General features: G+C 65.0%; 16 protein-coding genes. 6 read left to right on the top strand and 10 right to left on the bottom strand.

Annotated features, from left to right (window positions below):
* Nucleotides 1-162 precede the first annotated feature (162 nt).
* The 3 genes from IVB23_RS08090 to IVB23_RS08080 are packed head-to-tail and all read right to left on the bottom strand — an operon-like array spanning nucleotide 163 to nucleotide 3,620.
* Complete coding sequence (locus IVB23_RS08090; RefSeq protein ID WP_061877992.1) at nucleotides 163-747, bottom strand: DUF1254 domain-containing protein; 585 nt, start codon at nucleotides 745-747, stop codon at nucleotides 163-165.
* Nucleotides 744-1,322, bottom strand: a complete 579-nt coding sequence (locus IVB23_RS08085) for a DUF1214 domain-containing protein (protein ID WP_247804795.1) — start codon at nucleotides 1,320-1,322, stop codon at nucleotides 744-746. Before IVB23_RS08085 ends, IVB23_RS08090 begins: the two co-directional genes overlap by 4 nt.
* A gap of 9 nt (nucleotides 1,323-1,331) precedes the next feature.
* Entirely contained in the window at nucleotides 1,332-3,620 is a 2,289-nt protein-coding gene (locus tag IVB23_RS08080) for a PBP1A family penicillin-binding protein (protein WP_197965259.1), read from the bottom strand.
* Nucleotides 3,621-3,910: 290 nt separating this feature from the next.
* Here IVB23_RS08080 and IVB23_RS08075 point away from each other — a divergent pair, with 290 nt between their 5' ends.
* Together IVB23_RS08075 and IVB23_RS08070 are read left to right on the top strand one after the other, a co-directional pair.
* On the top strand, nucleotides 3,911-4,426 hold the full coding sequence (locus IVB23_RS08075) for a YcgN family cysteine cluster protein (RefSeq protein WP_247803172.1): 516 nt from the start codon (nucleotides 3,911-3,913) through the stop codon (nucleotides 4,424-4,426).
* Between the two features lie 165 nt (nucleotides 4,427-4,591).
* Nucleotides 4,592-6,175 (top strand): MDR family MFS transporter, encoded by a 1,584-nt coding sequence (locus tag IVB23_RS08070; protein WP_061878638.1) that lies wholly within the window; start codon nucleotides 4,592-4,594, stop codon nucleotides 6,173-6,175.
* 4 nt (nucleotides 6,176-6,179) lie between these two features.
* On the opposite strand, the gene IVB23_RS08065 is transcribed toward IVB23_RS08070, so the two are convergent.
* The 6 genes from IVB23_RS08065 to IVB23_RS08040 form a co-directional block, all read right to left on the bottom strand.
* A complete protein-coding gene (locus tag IVB23_RS08065; RefSeq protein WP_247803171.1) occupies nucleotides 6,180-8,675 on the bottom strand; it encodes a GAF domain-containing protein in 2,496 nt (831 codons plus the stop codon).
* Nucleotides 8,676-8,773: 98 nt separating this feature from the next.
* Nucleotides 8,774-10,408, bottom strand: a complete 1,635-nt coding sequence (locus tag IVB23_RS08060) for a thiamine pyrophosphate-requiring protein (RefSeq protein WP_247803170.1) — start codon at nucleotides 10,406-10,408, stop codon at nucleotides 8,774-8,776.
* 109 nt (nucleotides 10,409-10,517) lie between these two features.
* Nucleotides 10,518-13,295, bottom strand: coding sequence for a winged helix-turn-helix domain-containing protein (locus IVB23_RS08055; RefSeq protein ID WP_247803169.1), 2,778 nt, complete (start codon nucleotides 13,293-13,295; stop codon nucleotides 10,518-10,520).
* Between the two features lie 335 nt (nucleotides 13,296-13,630).
* Nucleotides 13,631-14,053: a putative quinol monooxygenase gene (locus tag IVB23_RS08050; RefSeq protein WP_247803168.1), complete on the bottom strand. Its 423-nt coding sequence runs from the start codon at nucleotides 14,051-14,053 to the stop codon at nucleotides 13,631-13,633.
* A gap of 81 nt (nucleotides 14,054-14,134) precedes the next feature.
* Nucleotides 14,135-14,980, bottom strand: a complete 846-nt coding sequence (locus tag IVB23_RS08045; protein WP_247803167.1) for a VOC family protein — start codon at nucleotides 14,978-14,980, stop codon at nucleotides 14,135-14,137.
* Nucleotides 14,981-15,018: 38 nt separating this feature from the next.
* Nucleotides 15,019-16,032 carry an aldo/keto reductase gene (locus IVB23_RS08040; RefSeq protein ID WP_247803166.1) on the bottom strand — a complete coding sequence of 338 codons (1,014 nt, stop codon included), beginning with the start codon at nucleotides 16,030-16,032 and terminating at the stop codon, nucleotides 15,019-15,021.
* 414 nt (nucleotides 16,033-16,446) lie between these two features.
* Between IVB23_RS08040 and IVB23_RS08035 the strand changes: the two genes are divergently transcribed.
* The 4 genes from IVB23_RS08035 (at nucleotide 16,447) to IVB23_RS08020 (ending at nucleotide 20,824) form a co-directional block, all read left to right on the top strand.
* Nucleotides 16,447-17,382 (top strand): AraC family transcriptional regulator, encoded by a 936-nt coding sequence (locus IVB23_RS08035; protein WP_247804794.1) that lies wholly within the window; start codon nucleotides 16,447-16,449, stop codon nucleotides 17,380-17,382.
* An 82-nt stretch (nucleotides 17,383-17,464) separates the two neighbouring features.
* The gene (locus IVB23_RS08030; RefSeq protein ID WP_197488664.1) at nucleotides 17,465-17,929 is read left to right on the top strand and encodes a (2Fe-2S)-binding protein; all 465 of its coding nucleotides are present in this window, start codon (nucleotides 17,465-17,467) and stop codon (nucleotides 17,927-17,929) included.
* Between the two features lies 1 nt (nucleotide 17,930).
* A complete protein-coding gene (locus IVB23_RS08025) occupies nucleotides 17,931-20,183 on the top strand; it encodes a molybdopterin cofactor-binding domain-containing protein (protein ID WP_346659137.1) in 2,253 nt (750 codons plus the stop codon).
* An 8-nt stretch (nucleotides 20,184-20,191) separates the two neighbouring features.
* On the top strand, nucleotides 20,192-20,824 hold the full coding sequence (locus tag IVB23_RS08020) for a hypothetical protein (RefSeq protein WP_061877983.1): 633 nt from the start codon (nucleotides 20,192-20,194) through the stop codon (nucleotides 20,822-20,824).
* 34 nt (nucleotides 20,825-20,858) lie between these two features.
* On the opposite strand, the gene IVB23_RS39425 is transcribed toward IVB23_RS08020, so the two are convergent.
* A complete protein-coding gene (locus tag IVB23_RS39425; RefSeq protein WP_311976926.1) occupies nucleotides 20,859-21,098 on the bottom strand; it encodes a hypothetical protein in 240 nt (79 codons plus the stop codon).
* Nucleotides 21,099-21,697: the final 599 nt, after the last annotated feature.

Here is a 21,697-nt window from a genome sequence, read left to right as displayed (position 1 = left end):
ATGCCAGTATGCCGGTGTTTTGCCCGACGAGTCAAAGGAGCGTGCACGTCCGTCCGGCCGCTTCGTCATCGTCGACGGAAGAACGTAATGATTTCAATGCCCCCGCTACTGTGCATGGGGTTGTTTTCGCAGTTTCCGTTTTGCGCTGCTGAAACAGCCGGCTCAGCGCCGGCTGCGCGGCGCTTCGGCCTTGGCCGGCGGCTCGGTTTGCGGCGCGCAGGTCGCCGCTGCCAGCGAGGCCTGCGCCTGCGGCATCAGGCCGGGCTCGGGGGCGAGCGCCTTCATCAGGATCAGGCCGGTGGTCGCAGGGGAATCGATGATCAGCCGGTCGGCCGCGGTGACCTCTTCGTCCTCGGGCAGCTCGCTGTGCTGCGCTTCGGTCATCAGGTCGAGCTCGATCACCTTCTTGCCGGCCGAGCGGTCGTTGATGGCGTAATAGGCGATCTCGTTGCGGGTGTAGAACGACACCGAGGTGTAGGCCTGGCTCACCGGCACCGTCAGCTTGATCGGTCCGCCCGACAGATCGTAGCGGCAGATCGCCAGCGCGAAGGCCGGATCCATGAACGGCATCGGCGAAGTGTTGGGGTCGGCGAGGGGAAGCTGGGTGACGGCGTTCACCTTCGTCATCGGCGTCAGCCGCGAATAGGCATCCTGCGTCGCGATCCGCGGCAGCGCCAGCACGCTGACGAGATGGACCACGAGGCCCAGCACCACGCCGGCAACGATGGTGAACGCGAGCCGGATCATGAGCAGCCCACCGTGGTGATGCTCGGCATCGGCGCATCGCGCTGGGTGCGCGTTGCGACCCCGACCGGGGTGTCGTAGAGGCGCAGCATCAAGGCGTAGCGCTCGATGCCGCCGGTCGGCAGCCAGTTGCCGGCACGGGAGCGCGGGGCGATGCGGATCTCGAACGAGCCGTCGGACTGCCGCACGATCTCCTGGCTGGTGAAGCCGTAGCGGGCAAGCGAATTGGCGACGAGGTGGCCCTTGCGGTCGTACAGCGTCAGCGTCCAGAACCGCGCCGGCGGCGTCACGCCGGAGACGACGACATCGCAGCGGCCGTCGAGCGCCTTCCTCTTGTCGTCGGTGGTGGCGGTGAAGGCGACGCCGTCGCCGGTGCCGATCGGCAGCTCGCCGTTGCGCACGATGGTGGCGCGCGAATAGGGGTCGGCGTCGGCGGTGCCGGTGCGCGGCCGCGCGGTCCAGGCGCCGATGGTCAGCGTGCCGATCTCGGTGCCGCGCGTCGTCGTCATCCAGGTCGCGCCGACGCCGACCACCGTTGCGAGAAGAAGCGCCGTCAATGTGATCAGGATCAGCCGCACGGGTTTCAATCAGTTCTTGCGCGGAGCAGAGGCGTTGGCGTTCTCTTCCGCATAGTTTTGCGGGAAGGCGAGCGCGCTCGTCGCCGAGGACGGCTTCGCCGGCTTGCCGTCGTCGGCCGCGGATTTATTCGCGGTCCTGGCCGCATCATCGAGCAGCTTCTCGACGCGCACCAGGACGTCGGCACCGCGCTTGGTCAGCACCGGCGGCGGACCCGGCTTGGTCTCCAGCACCTTCGCCGCCGCATTGGCCTGCGCGTTGGAAACATGCTGCGGCGGCAGCTTCTGGCCCATGCCGATGCCGGGGATCTCCCGGACCTCGACGCCCTGATGCGCCGCGAGCATGATGTCGTGCCACGTCTGCGCCGGCAGCGAGCCGCCGGTCATCCGGTTGGTCGGCGAGTAGTCGTCGTTGCCGTACCAGACCGCGCAGGTGAAGTTGCCGGTGTAGCCGACAAACCAGGCGTCGCGATACGCATTGGTCGTGCCGGTCTTGCCCGCGGTCGGAATGCCATCGAGCGCGGCGCGGCGTGCGGTGCCTTCGCTGACGACGTGGCTCATCATGCCGGCCATGTCGGCGGCAACGGACGCGGGGATCGCCTGCCGCGGCTTCGGGCCGTCGCGGTCCCAGCGCCAGACGAGGTCGCCGGCACCGGTGCGCACTTCGAGCACCGCATGCGGCGTCACCGCCTTGCCGCGGTTGGGGAAGGTGGCGTAGGCGACGGCATGCTCGAGTACGGTGACTTCGTCCGAACCGATCGGCAGCGACGGCGTGTCGGGCAGCGGCGCCTTGAGACCGAAGCGGCGCGCGACCTCGACGATCTTGGCGCGGCCGATCTTGGCCGGGTTCGGCGCCTTGGGCTGATCCCGCCGGCCGATCTCGATCGACAGTTTCACCGGCACGACGTTGATCGAACGCGTGATCGCCTGCGTCAGCGTCACCGAGCCGGAATAGGAATGGCCATAATTCTGCGGGCACCAATTGCCGATGCAGACGGGGCCGTCGACCACGATGGAGTTCGGTGTGTAACCGTTCAGCAGCGCCGTGGTGTAGACGTAGGGCTTGAACGAGGAGCCGGGCTGGCGATAGGCGTCGGTGGCGCGGTTGAACTGGCTGGCGCCGTAGTCGCGGCCGCCGACCATGGCGCGGACGCCGCCGTCGAGATCGGCGACGACGGTCGCCGCCTGCGTCGCGTGATAGTCGCGGCCGAACTGGCGCAGCTGGTTCTCGACCGCGTCCTCTGCCGCCTTCTGCACGTTGGTGTCCATCGCGGTGCGGACCACGAAGACGCGCTCGGTGTAGGACTTCGGGAACGTGTCCACCAGCTTGCGCATCTCGTCGAAGGCGTAGTCGAGATAGTAGTTCGGCGAAGCCTCGTCGCGGCGGTCGACGGCGAAGGCCGGATTGCGGCGGGCGCCGAACACCTGGCCCTCGGTCATGAAGCCGGCATCGACGAGGTTGTCGAGCACGACGTTGGCGCGGGCGCGGGCGGCGGGCAGGTTGATGTGCGGGGCGTACTTCGTCGGTGCCTTGAACAGGCCGGCGAGCATCGCAGCTTCCGCCAGCGTCACGTCGCGCGCCGACTTGTTGAAGTAGAAATGCGCCGCGCCGTCGACGCCGAAGGTGCCGCCGCCCATATAGGCGCGGTCGAGATACAGCTTGAGGATCTCGTTCTTGGTCAGGCGCCATTCCAGCCAGATCGCGAGGAAGGCCTCGTTGACCTTGCGCTCGATGGTGCGCTCGTTGCTCAGGAACAGATTCTTGGCGAGCTGCTGGGTGATCGAGGAGCCGCCCTGGCGCACGCCGCCGGCCTGGGCGTTGGTGACGAGCGCGCGCGCGGTGCCGGCGATGTCGATGCCGAAATGCTCGTAGAAGCGGCGGTCCTCGGTCGCCAGCGTCGCCTTGATCAGGACATCGGGAAAGTCTTCCAGCGGGATCGAATCGTTGTGCTTGATGCCGCGGCTGCCGATCGGATTGCCGTAGCGGTCGAGGAAGCTCACCGCGAGATCGGACTTCTTCAGCCAGTCCTCGTCCGCGGTTTCGCGGAAGGCGGGGATGGCGAGGGTGAGCATCACGACCATGCCGCCGAGCCCGAGCGTCGCGGCCTCCGACAATGGCTCGATGAACACCCAGCGCTTCCAGCGCCCGACATAGAACCGGTCCATGAAGGTCGAGTAGCGCTCGTAGAGCTCGCGGATGCCCTTGGCCGAGGAGAACAGCGAGGAGTCGATACGCGCATCGAGGTCGAGGAAGAAATTCCGGACCCTCTGCTTCCAATGCGGTGGTATGATCTGTCGCACCTAGAACCCTTGAGGCTTGCTTCGAGCGTTCAAGCACCCGGCCGGGGCGGCATCGAGACGTCTTGGAGGAATGTTGCGGCAAACCCAAGGCGCCCGGGCAGCATCCGAGGGACTTGCTGTTCCTTCTAGCCGAGCGGGGCCCATAAACCAATGGTCACGCTCGCGATTTTGAACAACAGGCCTAATTGACCCGGGTCATTACGGGCTTCAGAGAGGCCTCGCTTGCACCCTTGCGGCCGTGCCCCCTAGATGGCGTCGCCGTAGCTCTTTCGAATTCTTTGTTGAGGCGCATGACCGCAGCTCCCAAACGACCCTCAGGCCAGGAAGAATTCTTCTGGAAAACCAAGACGTTGGAAGAGATGTCGGGGTCCGAATGGGAAAGCCTGTGCGACGGCTGCGGCCGCTGCTGCCTGAACAAGCTCGAAGACGAGGACACCGGCCGGATCTATTTCACCCATGTCGGCTGCAAGCTGCTCGACGGGGCGAGCTGCGCCTGCAAGGACTATCCGAATCGTTCCGACAAGGTTCCGGACTGCGTCCGCCTGACCCCGGCCAATGTCCGCAGCCTGAACTGGCTGCCGCCGAGCTGCGGCTACAAGCTCGTCGCCGAGGGGCGCGACCTCTATTGGTGGCATCCGCTGGTTTCGGGCGATCCCAACACCGTGCACGAAGCCGGCGTCTCCGTGCGCGGCCGCGTCGAGGGAAGCGAGGAGGAGATTCCGGACGAGGAGCTCGAGAACCACATCGTACAATGGCCGGCCGTGCTGCCGAAACGGGCCCGTCTGAAGCGACGCCCAAAGGACTGACAAGGGACTGATCCGCCGCTCCTTGAGATCACGTGTTCGGGATGGCCCTGCGATGGGATGCACCCATGCGCCGTGGTGCCTGCCTGGGAAGAACTTTGCTGTCTACATTGGATTGCATAGAACGAATCCTTCGCGGCGTTGCGCCGCCACATGACGTCCGACGAGATGAACAAAATCGAACGGCAGAGTGCTGCCGACGTCCAGACATTGCCTGACGACATTGCCGACGAGCTGTCCCGCCTTCCCAGCGAGGTGTTGAGCGTCGATGACGCGCCGTCCATCGCTCCGCCGGTGCCGCTGACCTCCGACGAGGTCCGCACCATCGTCATCAGCCTGATGCTGACGATGTTCCTGGCAGCGCTCGACCAGACCATCGTGGCGACCGCGCTGCCGACCATCGGGCGACAGTTCCAGGACGTCTCGAATCTCTCCTGGGTGATCACAGCCTATCTGCTCGCCTCGACCGCGGTTGCGCCGGTGTTCGGCACGCTCAGCGACATCTACGGTCGTCGCGTCATGATCATCATCTCGCTCAGCCTGTTCGTCGCGGGCTCGGTGCTGTGCGCGATCGCCCCGAACATGCCGATGCTGATCCTGGCGCGCGGCCTCCAGGGCCTCGGCGGCGGCGGCATCATGCCCGTGGTGCAGACCGTGATCTCCGACGTGGTGAGCCCACGCGAGCGCGGGCAATACCAGGCCTATTTCTCCAGCGTCTGGATGGTCGGCGGCATTCTTGGCCCGGTGATCGGCGGCGTGTTCGCCGAGCATCTGCACTGGTCGATGATCTTCTGGATCAATCTGCCGCTCTCGGCTGCCGCGATCGCGCTTCTGCTGCCGAAGATGAAGAAGATCCCGGTGTTCCACCGCAAGCGCAAGGTCGATTGGCTCGGCGGCGTGTTGCTGATGGCCTCCGCCGTCGTCTTCATGCTGGTGCTGACCTGGGGCGGCACGCGCTATCCGTGGCTGTCGCCGACCGTGCTCGCGATGGTCGGTGGCGCGGTCGCGCTCGTTGTCAGCTTCGTCTGGCACGCCCGACGCGCCGACGAGCCGTTCCTGCCGCTGCCGCTGCTCGGCGGAAGCGTCGTGCCATTCGGGCTGATGGCAGGCGGTTGCGCGCTCGGCGCGATCACGGGCCTCACGGTCCAGCTGCCGCTCTATTACGAATCCGTCTATCATCTCACCGCCAGCGAGGCGGGGCTTGCGCTGATCCCGCTCGCGGCGGTCTCGACCATCGGTGCGGCCGTCGCCGGGCGCACGATGGCTCGGGCCAAGCATTACAAGCGCGTCGCCATCATCGGCACGTCCTGGGCCGCGCTGTGCGGCCTCGGTCTCACGCTGACGACGCTGCCGCTCTGGGGCCTTTTGACGCTGATGGCTGCGTTCGCGCTCGGCCTCGGCACCACCTTTCCGGTCTGCGTGGTCTCGGTGCAGAATTCGGTCGCGCGGCCGCAGGTCGGCACCATCACCGGCGCCTTGAACTTCTTCCGCTCGCTGATGTCCTCGTTCACGGTCGCAGCTTTCGCAGCCATCCTGCTGATCGCGCTGGGTGCCGACATCCCGCTCGCCGGCGAGCATCATGCCGCCGGCGTCGTCAATGCCATTCCCGCCGAGGACATGCGGCATGCGTTCCGTTACGTCTTCGGCGCCGCCACCGCGCTGATGACCGGCGCTGCGCTCTGCCTGATTGCATTGGAGGAGCGGCCACTGGCTGGTCCTTCGGTGAAGCAATCCGTCGAGATGGCGGAGTAGTGGCCTAGCCGCCTGTCTCCGTAAAACCGCTCTTCCGCGGTAGCAGAATCGTAAATTCGGTGAACTCGCCGGGCTTAGTCGCGACGTCGATCGTGCCGCCGTGCTGCTTCACCACGATGTCGTGGCTCATCGACAGCCCGAGGCCGGTGCCTTCGCCGGCCGGCTTGGTGGTGAAGAACGGATTGAACATCTTCTCCTTCACATCGTCCGGAATGCCGGTGCCGTTGTCGCGGATGCGGATCTCGACGCTGTCGCCGCGGTCGCGCGTCGCGGCAAGCACCACCGGCGCGTAGTCGGCGGCGCCGTCCGCCCTGCGCTTTGCGACCGCATGGAAGCCGTTCGAGATCAGGTTCAGCAGCACCCGGGTGATCTCCTGCGGAAACACTTCGGCTTGTCCGGCCGCGGGATCGAGCGCGCGCTCCAGCGTCACGGTGAACCCGGGCTTCTCGGCGCGTGCACCGTGATAGGCGAGGTTGAGGCTTTCCTCGACCAGCGCGTTGATGTCGCTCAACCCATGCTCGCCGCCGCCTTCGCGCGAATGCCGCAGCATGTTCTTGACGATTGAATCGGCGCGGCGGCCATGCTGCACGACCTTCGCCAGATTGTCCTTCAGGAGGCCCGTCAGCTCGTCGACGTCCGCGCGCACCTCCTCGGCGAGCGATACCGGCGCAAGCACATCGTTCAGCTCCTCGGTCAGCTCGGCAGACAGCGAGGCGAAATTGTTGACGAAGTTGAGCGGGTTCTTGATCTCGTGCGCGATGCCCGCGGTGAGCTGGCCGAGGGATGCAAGCTTCTCGGTCTGAATCAGCCGGTCCTGCGCGGCGCGCAGATCGTCGAGCGATCTGGCGAGCTCGCTTGTGCGGTCCTGCACCTCGTTGAACAGGCGCGTGTTCTCGACCGCGATCACCGCCTGATCGGCAAAGGTCTTGAGCAGGTTGATCGCCTTGTCAGGGAAATGACCGGGGTCCGGCCGCGTGACGGCGATGGTGCCGATCGCGACGCCGTCGCGCAGCATCGGCACCACCAGGATGCTGCGGTAACCTCGCGTTCGCGCCAGTTCCTTCATGGCCTCGGTGAGGCCGGGTTCGCTCTGCATGTCGCTGCGGAAGGCATATTGTCCGCTTTGGGCTACCCGGCTGTGAATGCCCGAGCTCGACAGCGGCGCCGGGAAGGAGCTGAGCAGATCGGCGTTGCCGGCTTCATTGTCGGTGGTGAAGGCCGCCAGATGCAGCATGCCGTCGATGACGCGGGTGACGGTCGAGGAGTGCCCGCCGATCAGCGCCTTGGCGCTGTCGGAGATGGCCTGGAACACCGGCGTGACGTCTGATGGTGAGGCCGCGATCACCTTGAGGATATCGGCGGTCGCGGTCTGACGTTCCAGCGCTTCCCTGGTCGCGTTGAACAGGCTGACATTCTTGATCGCGATCACCGCCTGGTCGGCGAAAGTCTGGAGCAGCCGCACATGATGCTCGGCGAAGCTGCCAGTCGCACGGCGCGTGGCGATGATGATGCCGATGGCTTCGCCCTCGCTCATCAGCGGGGTAAACAGCATGCTGCGATAGCCCCGCGCACGCGCGATGTCGCGTGCGGCCGGCTCGAGCTCGGTGTCGGGCAGTTGCGCGGCGGCACCATTGGCAACGAGCTGATAGGGCGGGAACTGTGCGAACGGCACCGGGAACGAGGCCTGGAGCACGCGGTCGCCGGCCGGATCGGTCGGCGTGAATGCCGCAAGGTGGGCGGCGCCGTCGATGTAACGCAGCACCGCGGTGGAGAAGCCTCCGATCAGCCGGTTGGCATTGATGGCGATCGCCTCGAATACCGGCTGCACGTCGGACGGCGAGCCCGCCATCACCTTCAGGATGTCCGCGGTGGCGGTCTGGCGTTCGAGTGTCTCCTTCGTCTCGTTGAACAGTCGCGCATTCTCGATCGCGATCACCGCCTGGTCGGCAAAGGTCTGGAGCAGCTGTACGAGATCGGGCGCGAATGCGCCTGTTACAGCCCGCGTGACGCTGATCATGCCGACCGGCGCGCCCCGGTTCATCAGCGGCATGAACAGTACGCTGCGAAAGCCGCGCAGCCGCGCCAACTCCCGGTTCAGCTCCGGAACGTCGGCGGCCTCGCTGTCCGGAAACTGGATCGTCTCGCCGTCGCGCACCAGCGCAAAGGTCGGGAAGTCCGCGATCTTGCGCGGGAACGCGGCCCTCAGCCCCTCGTCCGCCTTCGGGTTGGTCGGCGTGAACGCCACGAGGTGCAGCTCGTCGCCGATGAACTGGAGCACGGTGGCGGAGAAGCCGCCGAGCAGGCGCTTCGAACTGGACGCGATCGCCGCGAAAACCGGTCGCGCGTCGGAGGGCGAGGCCGCGATGGTGCGCAGGATCTCGGCGCTGGCGCCCTGGCGATCCCGCGCAATCGCAAGCTCGCCGCGCAGCCGCGCGTTCTCGGCTGCGACCGACTGCAATCGGCGCTCGAGTTCCTCGATTTCATCGGAAGGGGTGGTCATTTCTAATCCGGCTCGATGCCACGACAGGCGTGACACCTCGGCGGATTATCACATCTTCTGCGGCCGGTGCCAGCGCTTGCGGTTCAAGCCCGGCCCGCTCACGTGCCCGGCCGCGACACCTCGGTCTCCTTGCTGGTGATGAACTCCAGCAGCACCGGGATGCCTTCCCTTGTCTTCTGGATGCCCCGCTTGATCGCGGGCACGATGTCCTCCGGCCTGGTCACCCGCTCGCCATAGCCGCCGAAGGCGCGCGCCATCGCGGCGTAGTCGCCGGAAATGTCGGTCGAGCGATACTTTTCGGTCGAGACCGGCATCACCTTCAGTTCGATCGCCATCGAGAAATTGTTGAGCAGGATCGACATGATCGGGATGCGCTCGCGCACCGCCGTCTCGAAATCCATGCCCGTGAAGCCGATGGCCGCATCGCCCCAGACATTGATGCAGAGTTTGTCGGGCCTTGCGAGCTTGGCGCCCATCGCCAGTCCAAGGCCGTAGCCGAGCTGCGTCGTCTTGCCCCAGCCGAGATAGGTGAGGGGCGCGACCGCTTTCCAGAACGGAGAAAGCTGGTCGCGCGGACTGCCGGCATCGTGGGTGATGATGGTGTTCGCGACGTCGACGGTGTGCTGGAGGTCCCACAACACGCGGTACGGGCTCAACGGTGCGTCGTTGCTGGTCAGCTTCGGCATCCATTTCGCCAGCCACTCCTTGTGCGAGGCCGCAATCTCGGCCGCGACCGCCGAGGCGTCGCGATCCGTGGTGACTGTCTTGCCGATCTCCTCCAGCAGCGCGTCGAGCACGAGGGCGGCGTCGCCGACGAGGCCGATCTTCGCTTCCACGTCCTTGTTGAGATGATTGGGATCGAGCGTGGAGTGAATGATGGCTTTGCCCTTCGGCATCGCGATGCCGAAATTGGTCTCGGTGAAGGAGCAGCCGATGCCGAAGATGACGTCGGCCTCGCTCAGGAACTTCGGAACCGCGCGCGGCACCGCAAGGCCGCCGGAGCCGAGCGAGAGCGGATGCGTTTCCGGAAACGACGATTTGCCTCCGAGGCTGGTGGTGACGGGGATCGCCAGCCGCTCGGCGAGCCGTTTCAGTTGCGGCCAAGCCTGTGCGTAATGCACGCCCTGGCCGGCATAGATGACCGGCCGCTTCGCGTTGACGAGAAGGCCGGCCGCTTCCTTCACATGCACGGGGTCGGCGCCGTAGCGGGTGCGCAGCACTGGCGTGTAGTCGAGCGGCTCCGGCACTTCCTCGTTCCACATGTCCGAGGGGATCTCGACGATCACAGGCCCGCCGCGGCCGTTCTTCAGCTTGGTGAAGGCGCGGCGGAAGATGTTGGCGACTTCAGCCGCCAGGATGATCGGCTCGGACGATTTCGCGAACGGCTTCATCGCCTCGCTGGAATTGAAGTTCGGCTCGACATGCGAAAGCCTGCGCTGATAGCCCATCGGCAGCACCAGCACCGGCACGGACTCGCCGAAGCACTGGGCGACGCCGCCCATCGCATTCTCCGCACCCGGCCCGTGCTGCATGCAGAACGCGCCGATGCTGCGCCCCGACGTGACCCGCGAGATCGCATCCGCCATGTGGATGCCGACGCGCTCCTGCCGCACCATGACGGGGCGGATCTCGGCTTTCGCCGCGTGCTCGATCAGATGGTTGACCGGATAGCCGCAGAGGATCTCGATCCCCTCGCGCCTCATGATTTCCGCGATCGCGGTCCCGAGCTTCATGGCGTCTCTCTCCCTGGGGCATGGCCGGTTGGTCCCGACCGATTGGAGAGAGAGGATCAGGAATTACGTGAGGCGTAAAGCGCGCACGGTTGGTGCGGCGGTAGGCCAGCTATGCGCCGCGGGCGTGCACTGGATTCGGCTGGCGATAGTGGCCGCAGCCGCTCGCCGTCGGTCGCGCGCACTGCAGCAGGCGCGAGGCAGCAACCAGATCCGGCGTCTCGAAGCCCTCGGCGAAGCCTTCATGGATCGGGGCGAGCAGTCGGACAGCCTTGATCCTGCGGCCGGTCCCGATCCAGTGTGCGGCGAGATCGGTGGCGATGCGCAACTCGAATGTCGCCGCTCCTATGGCGCGTGCTTCGGCGAGTGCCTGTTCTAGCCGTTTTTCAGCGCGCAGCGGCTCGCCGGCGTGGAGAAGGACCGCTGCGTCGACCCGTTGAAGCTCCGACCGGCACCAGCGCTCGCCTTGACGTTCCTGATGGCCGATCGCCCGCGTGATGGCCTCGCGCGCCTCCGCGATCCGCCCTTGCCGCAAATAGGCGCGGGCGAGGACCGCGAGATAGCTGCCGATCCGCATCAGGAAGCGACATTCGATCAACTCTTCGATCGCGGCTCGAATATCCTCCACCGCGCGCCGATCGCCATGCAGGTCGCGAAGGCAGGCGGAGAAATAGCGCTCGACCGGAACCCAGCGCGAGATGCGCTCACGTTCTAGGTTGCGACGCAGACGCTCGGTGAAGCTCGCGAGCGCATCCAGATTGCCGGTTTCGAGCGCGACAGGAAGCGCGGCGAGCCCGAGCGCATTCGACTGCGATACCCAATGGCCACTGCGATCCGCGGCCTCGACGGCGTCGCGGGCGAGCTTCGCAGCGTAGTCGGCTTGCCCCTGCATCCACGCCACGAACGGCAAGTTGAAGCGGACGGTGATGAACCGGTAGACTTCGTTCGCATCCTCGCGTGAACGGCCCTTGGCCAGCGAATAGGTTGCCGCGAGACGATCTAGAACTGCGCGGCTCTTGCTCAATTCTCCGGCAAAGGCGCAGGCCCATGCCAGTGCGCGGTCGGCTTCGGAGGTTGCCGTCAAATCGCGGTCGCGGTCGGCTAGCTCCGTGGCCTCCTCGAGATAGGTTATGGCGCGCGGGACCTGGCCAATCTGCAGCAGGTAGAAGGCAAAACCGACCAGCGCGCGCTGCTGATACTCGATGTTGCCGGCGCTCCTTGCAAAGGCGATGGCATCGAGCCAGGCGACCTCGTTCTCATTCGACATCTTGCGGGCGTAGAACAGGCTCCTTCCAAGGGCGCAGGCGAGCTTTGCCTTCAACAGATCGTCGCACGAGACGGTCTCGGCCAGGGCGAGCGCCTCCTCCAGCCGCGCCTGCGCTTCCGACAGGATGGAGGTTTCCGACCACAGGGTGATCGCTGCAACCGTGAGCCTGATTCCGAGGACAGGATCGCCGTCCTCGCCGAATGCCCATGAAAGAGCGGCGCGCAGATCGGCGATGCGACCAAGGTAGCGCTGTGTCCAATCGGCCGGCTCGCGCCAGTTCCATTCCTCCTCGGATTGTTCGAACAGCGCGAGGACGCGTTGCGCATGGCGGGGCAGCGCCTGGCCGCAGGCAGGATCGGCCCGTCGCCGCTCGGCGGCATAGCGCCGCGTGCTGTCGAGCAATCGGTAGCGCAGGCTTGCACCCTGGGCCTGCGCGCTCAAAAGCGATTTGGCGACGAGACTGCCGAGTCCGGTGACGACGTCGACCGGCGTAAGCCCTGCCGCCTCGGCGACGAAGACCGCGTCCTCAACCTCGAATGCGTCGCTGAACACCGACAGCAGGCCGAACAGTCTGGCTTCCCTCTGCGACAGCAGCCTGAAGCTCCAGTCGATCGTCGCCATCAGGGTTTCCTGGCGCGGTGGCGCGCCATCGGCGGCGGGGGCGCGAAAACCCAGATTGTGGTCGAGGATTGCCACCAATTCGCGAGGATTGAACCTGCCGATCTGGGCTGCCGCCAACTCGATGGCAAGCGGAATGCCGCCGAGTGAGTAGCAGATCCAGGCGATGGCCTCGCAATCACGATCGACGAACTGGTAGTCCGACCATTCGGCGGCGCGGCGAACGAACAACTGCACCGCGGGAAACCTGACGGCCTGATCGACGGTCGGGGCATAGCCGGATTTCGGTGAGGCCAGCGAACCCAGCCGGACGACATGCTCGGTGGCGTTGCCGAGCGGCTCGCGGCTCGTGGCAAGCAACCTGGAAGACGATGTGTCTGCCATGAACCGGCCCGCGAAGATCGTCGCGGCGGGTAGCACATGCTCGCAATTGTCGAGAATGAGCAGCATCTGCCGCGGTCTCAAATAGTCGAGGGCCGCAGCCAGACTGTTGTCCGGATTGCCTCTGATGCCCAGCGCCGTCACCAGTGCCGCGCCGAACAGCGTCGGATCGGAGATCGTGGCGAGATCGACGAAGCAGACGCCGTCGCGACACCGTGGCGCAAGTGCCTGGGCGACCGCCAGGCCAACCGTCGTCTTGCCGATTCCTCCGGCGCCAGCCAGGGTCACGTGCCTGTTGTCGGCCAGCAGGCCGGCGATCTCGACGACCTCTGCTTCACGACCAACGATGCCGCGCGGCAACGGCGGATTGGACAACGGGAGCGGTTCGGCGAACGCCAGATCATCCTCGATCTCGCCGATGCTGATTTGCACCTCGGCGATGAACTTGTACCCGCGGCGCGCCACGGTCGCGATGTAGACGGGTTCGATCTGGGTATCTCCCAGCGAACGCCGCAAGCTCCACATGTTGACCTTGAGATTGCTGTCGTGGAGGAAGGTCCCCGGCCAGGCCGCGGCCATCAGCTCATTCTTGCTGACGAGTTCGCCGCAGCGCTGCACCAGCACTTGCAAGAGTTCGAATGCGCGCCCGCCCAGTTTGACCGGGCGTCCGTCGAGAAGGAGCAACTGGCGGCGGGGAACCAGTCTGAATGGGCCGAAGCAGTATGTGAGCTCCCGTCGGAGTGTGGCCCGTTGCCGTGTCTCCGTGGCAGCCCGCATTGATCCATGCCAATCGATCGAACAGATCGCCTGCCATTATCATGCACTGCAAACTGGTTGAAGAGAGTCGTTCTGAATTCGCACGATCGTCGCGGGCATCTGCCGCGGGATTGCTGCGACAAAATCGCTCATGCGCCGGCCGGAAGGTGCCGGCGCGCGGAACGGATTCTCGACCGAACTCGCTATTTTCGGTGTTTGCCAAGAACCGCCATGCGCATGACTTCGACGCCGCCATCGGCAAGTTCCGGTAGCTTGGCGAACCAGTCTTTCACATAGGGCATCGCGTTGTGCGCGTCGAAATCGGTCTGGCTGGCGAAGACCTCGTAGAAGATGAAGTGACCGGGCCTGGCGCGGTCTTCCTGAAGGAAATAGACCAGGTTCTTGGGATCGCCGCGAACCAGGTCGATCAGCGGCAGTGTGGCGGCGCGCAACGCGTCTTCCTTCCCGGGCTTGGCCCTCACCTGCGCCACCACCGAATATGCGCCATCCGGAATCTCCTGATAGCGCGCGCGCGGCGCTTCCTCGGCGACCGCGGACGGCGCCGTCATGGCCATCGAGGCGGCGGACAGCAGGACGCAAAGCGAATTGCGGACGAGACTTTGCATGATGAGCTCCTTTAGATGTGATCGTGAGTGCGAGGCGGCCAGGTCACCGGCACTGACCGGTCGCGCGCCACGCTTGAGGCGTCAGCGCACGACTTTTTGCTGCCGCTTTGCCAGGGCCTCGCTGAAGCGCCTCTTGACCGGGTCGAGCGCTTTGACGAATTCGAGTTGCTCGCCCTCGGGACCCTTGCAATAGATCAGCTCCCAACCGTTCGAAGGCTCCGCCGTCACGCGGTTCGTGTTGGCGCTGCTGGGAGCCGCCTTGCGGTCCGCTTCCGTCATGACGCGGATGGTGCGGTTCGCTCTCACCTGTGTCATGCCGCGGCGCGCGGACTCGGCTTCGAGGTCGGCGATGAACTTGTTGAAGTCGACGTCGTCGCGGACGTAGAAGCAGATGTGCATCATGCGCGGGAAAGCCGGGCTCATGTGCTCCAGCGGTTCGGCAAAGCTCTTCGCGCTGCCCATGGGCTGATCTGCCTCGCGATATTGCAGCAGTTCGAGCACCATGTTGTCGAACTGGATGAAGCGGACATCGAGCCGCTGCGCTCCGCTTCGCAGGTCGGGAACGCCGATCGTCCGCGGATTGACCCCGCGTGCGTTCGCCTCGATCTCCTGGTCGGCCAGCAGCGTGTTCTGCACCCCGTCGCCCTGGAAGTCGCCATGACGAAAGACCTCGGTGCCGCCGAGCACCTCCGTATAGAACTCGTAAGCCCGCTCCATGTTCTGGACCGTCAACCCGAAATGCTGGACGCCCTGCAGCCGCGCGCCGAGCGGCGCCTCGTTGCGCTCGGCCGGGGACATGCCGTCCGGCGCCGCGGACGCGACTGACGGCATGCTGCCGACCGCAAGACCGGTGATCATCGCGGCGCCTGCCGTGCGAAGCAGGTTGCGGCGTTCGATTTCGGCAATGTTGCACGTCTCATCGGTCATTCTCGTCTCCTCGGTCTATGGGTGATGTCATGTGCCGGTCAGCCGGCGTCCGGAAGCGGAGCAGCCGGATTGACGAGACCGGCCGATCGAAGTTCGCGCCAGAAATCGCCGGGTATTGATTGGTCAAGGGCCGCGCGGTCCTCGGCGATGCGGCCGGGCCGGCTCGCCCCGGGGATCACGGCGGCGACCACCGGGTTTGCCAGCGCGAACTGCAGGCCTGCGGCCTTCATGCTGATGCCATAGCGATCGGCGATCGCCCTGATCCGCGTCACCTTGTCGAGGATTTCCGGAGGGGCTGGCGCATACTCGAAGTTCGGACCGCCGACGAGCGCGCCCGAACTGTAGGGCCCGCCGACGACGATCGCGAGCTCATGCTCCGCAACCATCGGCATCACCCGCTGAAGCGCCCTCGCATGGTCCAGCAGCGTGTAGCGGCCCGCGAGCAGGAAGCCGTCGGGGCGCGGCTCTTCGAGCGCGAGCAGCAGCTCGATCGGCTCCACCCGGTTGACACCCAGCCCCCATGCCTTGATCACGCCCTCGTCGCGCAGCCTGTCGAGCGTCCTGAACGCGCCCTTGCGCGCACTCTCGAAGATCGACAGCCACTCGTCTCCGTAAAAATCCTGCGCAACGTCATGCACAAAGGCGATATCGACATGGTCGGTGCCCAGCCGCTTCAGGCTGTCCTCGATCGAGCGCAACGTCCCGTCCCGGGAATAGTCGTTCACGATCCTGTTCGGACGACCATGTTTGAAGACGCCGCCTTTCTCGCCGAGATCGCGGGCACTGACATCCTCGACCTCGTCCAGGATCAGGCGCCCGACCTTGGTGCTGATCACGTACTCCTCACGCGGCCGGCCGGCGAGCGCTGCACCCATGCGGATCTCGGCGAGACCTGCGCCATAGAAGGGCGCGGTGTCGAAATAGCGGATGCCGTCGTCCCAGGCGGCATTCACCGTCGCGAGGGCTTCCTGCTCAGGGACGTCACGAAACATGTTGCCGAGCGGCGCCGCACCGAAGCCCAGTCTTCCCGGCAGAATATCCTTGAGAGCCATGCTGCATATCCTTCGCTGGTAACGGACGGGACCATCGTCGGCGACCGCGGCAACGTCGACCTCGACGATCACACGTTCGGTCTTCGTCACATCGATCCGGCAGGACTGCCGTTCGATGGAGCATCAATGGCTCATCCGGCCATTGCGGTATTTCCGATTCCTGCGCGATGACCGACGCATCTTGCTGATCGGGACTGGGTCAGCCGCTCGAGCCAATCGAGCGTATCGTTCAAGCCTTTGCTTTGGCTGCCTTTTACCTCTTTTAACCGCGCCGGCTCTGGACTTCGCTACTGCGCCTTGTGAGAAATCCGCATCGGCGTGGCAGCGACCGGGGCTGCAACTCACCACCGGATGGAATGATCGCTCGTTCGCGATACGGGGCCGGGATTCGCCGCAACTGAAGCGGAGGTCATGATGGCGCTCGTGACGCATGGAGATCAGAAATACAGGAACAGCGAGAAGCTCGCGGCGGCCAGCGATTGGCCGGGACTGAGCATCGAGCATCGCAAGTTCGAGGCGGGATGTCAGGCAACGCCCGTTCCCATCTGCACCGAGCTCGTCATGCTGCTGTCAGGGGGCGGGATGGTGTGCCGCGCCGGCAACGGTGAGGTCCAGAAGAGCCTGGCGCGGCCGGGGATGAGCTACCTCGTGCCCGTGGGGACGCAGGAGAGCCATCTCGAGCTTTCCGACCGGATGGAATGTCTTCATCTCTATCTGCCGCCGGCGCTGCTAGACCAGAGCGCGCTTGCGGATTTCGATATCGACCCGGCAAGGGTCGAGATCGCCTACGCTCACGGCCTGGCGGACCAGGTACTCTTCCACATCTGTTCGCCGCTTCGCGACCTGCTGCATCGTCCCCGCCAGCCGACCGACGCGCTGTTCGTCGAAGGGATCCAGGTCGCGCTCGCGGCACATCTTCTGGGAAATTATACGATCGAGCGCTGGCGCGCGCCCGAAAGGTCGCCGTCGCTCGAGCCGCGGCGTCTTCAGCGCGTGCTGGACTATATCGAGGCCTCTCTTGGCGGCGACATCAGGCTCGAGGATCTGGCGGCGCAGGCCTGCCTCAGCCCCTATCATTTCTCGCGATTGTTTCGTGAGGCAACCGGACTGTCACCGCACCGCTACGTCACCGATCGCCGCGTCCAGGCTGCGCGGCACGAGCTCGCACGCGACCGCCTGTCCCTGGTCGAGATTGCCCTGGACTTCGGCTTCGGCTCGCAGGCCAATTTCACGCGCGTATTCCGCAAGGCCGCAAGTCTCACGCCGGGGCAATATCGCGAACTGTGCTGCGGCCAGGCGGCCGTGAATGCGGATCGCAACGATACGGCATTCCGCAGGGATTGCGCATGATCCCGCAGGATTCGGGAATACGGCTCGGTTTGCATCGTGCAGTGCTGCTACGGCGACCAGATACGCGAGGGGATATACCGACATGATCGAACTCACAGTGAACGGGATCAAGCGCCAGGTCGACGTCGTTCCCGAGATGCCCCTGCTGTGGGTGCTGCGCGACGAGCTCGGCATCACCAGTGCCAAATATGGCTGCGGGGTCGCGCAATGCGGCGCCTGCACCGTTCACATCGACGGCAAGGCGGTGCGGTCCTGCCAGTCGCATATCGGCGAGGTCGCGGGCAAATCGGTCGTCACGCTCGAAGGCCTCGCCAACAAGGACCAACACCCGGTCTTGCAGGCCTGGATCGAGCATCAGGTGCCGCAATGCGGCTACTGCCAGACCGGACAGATCATGCAGGCCATCTCGCTTCTTGGATTGATCCCTGAACCCAACGACGAGCAGATCAATCAGGTGATGTCCGGCAACCTCTGCCGCTGCGGGACCTATCCGCGCATCCGCGCGGCGATCCATGCGGCGGCGAAGAAGAAGATGGCGGAGAAGTGAAATGGGCCACATGCAGACCCTTTCGCGTCGAGCGTTTGTCGTCGGCTCCGCTGCCATTGCCGGCGGCATCGCTTTCGGCGCCTACGCCGGTGCCGAAGCGGCCACCAGTGCAAGCGACAATCCGCTGGCCGCCGGCCTCGGTCCGAATTCGGTGACCTTCAATCCCTGGGTCGAGATCAGCCCGGACAAGATCACGCTGATCGCACAACACGCCGACATCGGCCAGGGCGTCGGCTCGGTGCAGCCGATCATGATCGCCGAAGAGATGGACCTCGATCCCGGCCAGTTCGAGATCCGCTTTGCAGAGCCTAGCCCCGCCTATTTCAACACGGGCTTCGCCGACGAGTTCGCACCGTTCGTGGCCGCGGACCAGAGTCCCGCCGCCGAGGAAGCGCGCGCCAAGACGCTCGAATGGCTCCGGGAGTCCGGCCTGCAGATGACCGGTGGATCGAGCACGATCCCGGACACCTATCAGAAGCTGCGTGTGGCCGGCGCGATCGCGCGAGAGACGCTGAAGGCCGCAGCGGCCAAACGTTCGGGCGTCGCGATGGCCGACCTTCGCACGCAATCAGGCCATGTGATCCTGCCCAACGGAAGCAAGATCGCCTATGTCGCACTCGCCGCGGAGGCGTCGAAAATTCCGCCGGTGCTCGATGCGCAGCCGCGCGATCCGTCCAAATGGCGCATGCTCGGCAAGCCGATGATGCGGCTCGACATCCGCTCGAAAGTGATGGGCGAGCTGAAATTCGGCATCGACCAGAAAACGGAGGGCATGCTCTATGCCTCCGTCAAGCTGAACCCCAACAAGGGGCAGCCGCTGAAATCATACGACGCCAGCAAGGCGCGCTCGATGCCGGGTGTCAGGAATATCCTCGAAATCAAGAACGGCGTGGCGGTGATCGCCACGAACAGCTGGTACGCGATGAAGGCGGTCGACGCCATCGCATGCGAGTGGGCGTCTTCAGTCTATCCCGCCGAGCAGGCCGACCATTGGAAGGTGCTGGAATCTTCTTTCAAGCCGGAATTTCTGGGCAAGGAGTGGCGAAAGATCGGCGATATCGACGCCGGCCTGAAGACGGGCAAGCTCGTCGAAGCCGAATATCGCGCACCCTATGTGGGGCATCAGCCGCTCGAGCCACTGAACGGGATCGGCCTCGTCACCGACAAGGGCATGGAGATATGGGTTGGCCATCAGAGCCCGCGCTTCGTGCAATGGGTCGCGGCGACCGCGATCGGCCTCAAGCCGGAACAGATCACCTTTCACAACCAGTGGACCGGCGGAAGTTTTGGTCACCGCCTCGAGTACGAGAACGTCCGCGTTCTCGCAGAGATCGCCAACCAGATGAAGGGCACGCCGATCAAGCTGGTGTTCTCGCGCGAAGAAGATTTCCTCCAGGATATTCCGCGGCAGATTGCCATTGCGCGGCACCGCGGCAGCGTCGACAAGAGCAAGATCGTCGCCGCCGATCTGCAACTGGCCTCGACGACACCGCTCAAGGGACTGCTCGAGCGTTCGGGCACGCCCTCGAAGGATCCCGACGGGCAATTGGCCGCCGGCCTATGGAACGTCTATTACGACATCCCCAATTTCCGGGCCACCAGCTACGAGGCGCAAGGGTTGTCGCCGAGCACGACGTGGCGCTCGGTCGGCGCCTCGACATCGGGCTTCTTCACGGAGAGCTTCATCGACGAATTGATCCACGCGGCCGGTCTCGATCCCATGAAGGCGCGCATCGCGATGTGCACCGTGCCGCACTATCGCAAGGTGCTGGAGACCGTCGCGGAGATGTCGGACTGGAAGGGACCGCTCGGCAACGGCCGAGGACGGGGCGTTGCCTTCGTGGAATCGTTTGGCACGCCGACCGCTGAAGTCGTCGAGGTGACGGCCACGGACCGAGGCATCAGGATCGACAAGGTCTGGGTCGCGGCCGACGTCGGCAAGGTCGTCGATCCCGTCAATTTCGAGAGCCAGGTGCAGGGCGGCGTCGTCTGGGGCCTCGGCCACGCCATCAACTGCGAGCTCACCTACGCCAAGGGCGCGGTGCAGCAGACCAATTACAACCACCATGAAGCCATGCGGATCTATCAATGCCCGGTCATCGAAGTTCGCGGGCTGGAGAACGATCCGAAGGTGAGGGGCATCGGAGAGCCGCCGGTTCCGCCGGCCGCGCCTGCGCTCGCCAATGCGATCTTCGCGGCCACCGGAAAGCGCATCCGCGAAATGCCCTTCAACAAGTTCATCGATTTCGTGTGAGGCGAGCCATGAGGAGATCTCTAATTGCGGTCGTCTTCGCGGCTTCTGCCGTCGCGGCGCTCACCGGGATCGTTGCGGCCAAGGACGAGGCCGCAAAGGACGTGCTGCCGCCCGGCAGTGTCAGCCGCGTCCAGGGACTGGAAGCCTGGAAGCGGATCGAGGCCGTCGTGACCCATCCCCGGTGTGCCAACTGCCATGTCGATGCCAAAGCCATACCCATCTGGACGCCGGCCGGCGAAACCAAGCCGCGCCCGCATGGCATGAACATCCATGGCGGCGAGAGCCGCATCGGCGCGGAGGCGATCCCGTGCTCGACCTGTCACATGACCTCCACCCAGGCAAACGAGCCGGCACCGTCACCGCCGCGCGCCGGTATCGACTGGCAACTCGCGCCGGTAGCTTTCATCTGGTTCGGCAAAAGTGGTGCCGAGATATGCGCGCAGATGAAGGATCCCAAGCGCAATGGCGGCCGCGACGCCGCCGGGCTCGTCGGGCATTTGCGGCACGATGCATCCTTGAACGGCTTCATCCCGCGGGGCTGGGCGCCCGGAGCGGGCCGCTCGACGCCGCCTGGCACCTTCGAAGATCACGTCAAGGACATGGCGATGTGGGGAGCGGCCGGGCAACCGTGTCCGAATTGATGCGTTCGCTGTCTCACTCGGGCTGACCAGTCTCCTATTTGCAGTTCTTGCAAATCGTCAGCTTTCGCCTCAGCGCCTCATCGTCCTGATCGAGCGATTCCTGCCCTGCGGAACTGTTCTTCGCTGCGCGTGACCTCGCGGGCGGCGCGACCAGACTCAAGGCGTCGCGGTCTTCGCTGCCGACGGTGAAGCCATCGTAATCGGCAGCGGGATTCGGCGAGAGCGGTAGTGCGCCGATCACAGGCGTCGAAGTATCCGTGCCGGGCGTCGCCAAGGCTGGATCGCGCTTCGGCCGCGAATTCTTGGCCTTCGAAGGTGGGGGCGATGCAATCGGAGCAAGCGAAACCGGCGGTGCCACCGGAGCCTGCCCCCTCGCGCTATCCTGTGCCCAGAGGCCGACACACACAAGGCCGAGGCCCAAGAACGTCGTGCGTCTCATCCGCATCCTCAAATAGCTTTGTTCAATGATAGGTCGCATGCTCATTCGAGCCACGCCGTGTGGAAGAATATCAGGGCTCAAATGACCGTCAAAGTTGACGGAAATAGGGAGCTGGCTCCACCCGGGCCACGATCTCTTGTGTGGCCCGACAGACGAAACACGCCAAAGCTGGGTCAATCGCGGTCCGCAAGATATTCGTATTGACCGAAATTCGGATATAGCGTAAGACCCGAAACATCCCGCCCGCCACAAGGGGCGTTTCGCGATCGTCACGGGACGCGGGCCGGGATGCGGTGGCCGCGACGGCGTCGGCGCGCAAGATTGGCTGCAGGGCGGGAAACCGTGAGCAGCGATCGGCGCGATACGACACGGCGCTGACAGCGTCTTCGTATGGTCTCGACGGTGAGCGCACGCCAGCCGTGGAGGGCCCAGCG

This window comes from Bradyrhizobium sp. 191, from assembly GCF_023100985.1.
Classification (GTDB): Bacteria; Pseudomonadota; Alphaproteobacteria; order Rhizobiales; family Xanthobacteraceae; genus Bradyrhizobium; species Bradyrhizobium diversitatis.
This window is presented reverse-complemented; position numbering and strand designations above follow the sequence as displayed.

Coding starts and splice junctions, on each gene's coding strand:
- IVB23_RS08070 (WP_061878638.1), top strand. CDS start 4,592: ATGAACAAAATCGAACGGCAGAGTGCTGCCGACGTCCAGACATTGCCT.
- IVB23_RS08090 (WP_061877992.1), bottom strand. CDS start 747: ATGATCCGGCTCGCGTTCACCATCGTTGCCGGCGTGGTGCTGGGCCTC.
- IVB23_RS08065 (WP_247803171.1), bottom strand. CDS start 8,675: ATGACCACCCCTTCCGATGAAATCGAGGAACTCGAGCGCCGATTGCAG.
- IVB23_RS08045 (WP_247803167.1), bottom strand. CDS start 14,980: ATGACCGATGAGACGTGCAACATTGCCGAAATCGAACGCCGCAACCTG.
- IVB23_RS08030 (WP_197488664.1), top strand. CDS start 17,465: ATGATCGAACTCACAGTGAACGGGATCAAGCGCCAGGTCGACGTCGTT.
- IVB23_RS08040 (WP_247803166.1), bottom strand. CDS start 16,032: ATGGCTCTCAAGGATATTCTGCCGGGAAGACTGGGCTTCGGTGCGGCG.
- IVB23_RS08060 (WP_247803170.1), bottom strand. CDS start 10,408: ATGAAGCTCGGGACCGCGATCGCGGAAATCATGAGGCGCGAGGGGATC.
- IVB23_RS08035 (WP_247804794.1), top strand. CDS start 16,447: ATGGCGCTCGTGACGCATGGAGATCAGAAATACAGGAACAGCGAGAAG.
- IVB23_RS08075 (WP_247803172.1), top strand. CDS start 3,911: ATGACCGCAGCTCCCAAACGACCCTCAGGCCAGGAAGAATTCTTCTGG.
- IVB23_RS08025 (WP_346659137.1), top strand. CDS start 17,931: ATGGGCCACATGCAGACCCTTTCGCGTCGAGCGTTTGTCGTCGGCTCC.
- IVB23_RS08050 (WP_247803168.1), bottom strand. CDS start 14,053: ATGCAAAGTCTCGTCCGCAATTCGCTTTGCGTCCTGCTGTCCGCCGCC.
- IVB23_RS08020 (WP_061877983.1), top strand. CDS start 20,192: ATGAGGAGATCTCTAATTGCGGTCGTCTTCGCGGCTTCTGCCGTCGCG.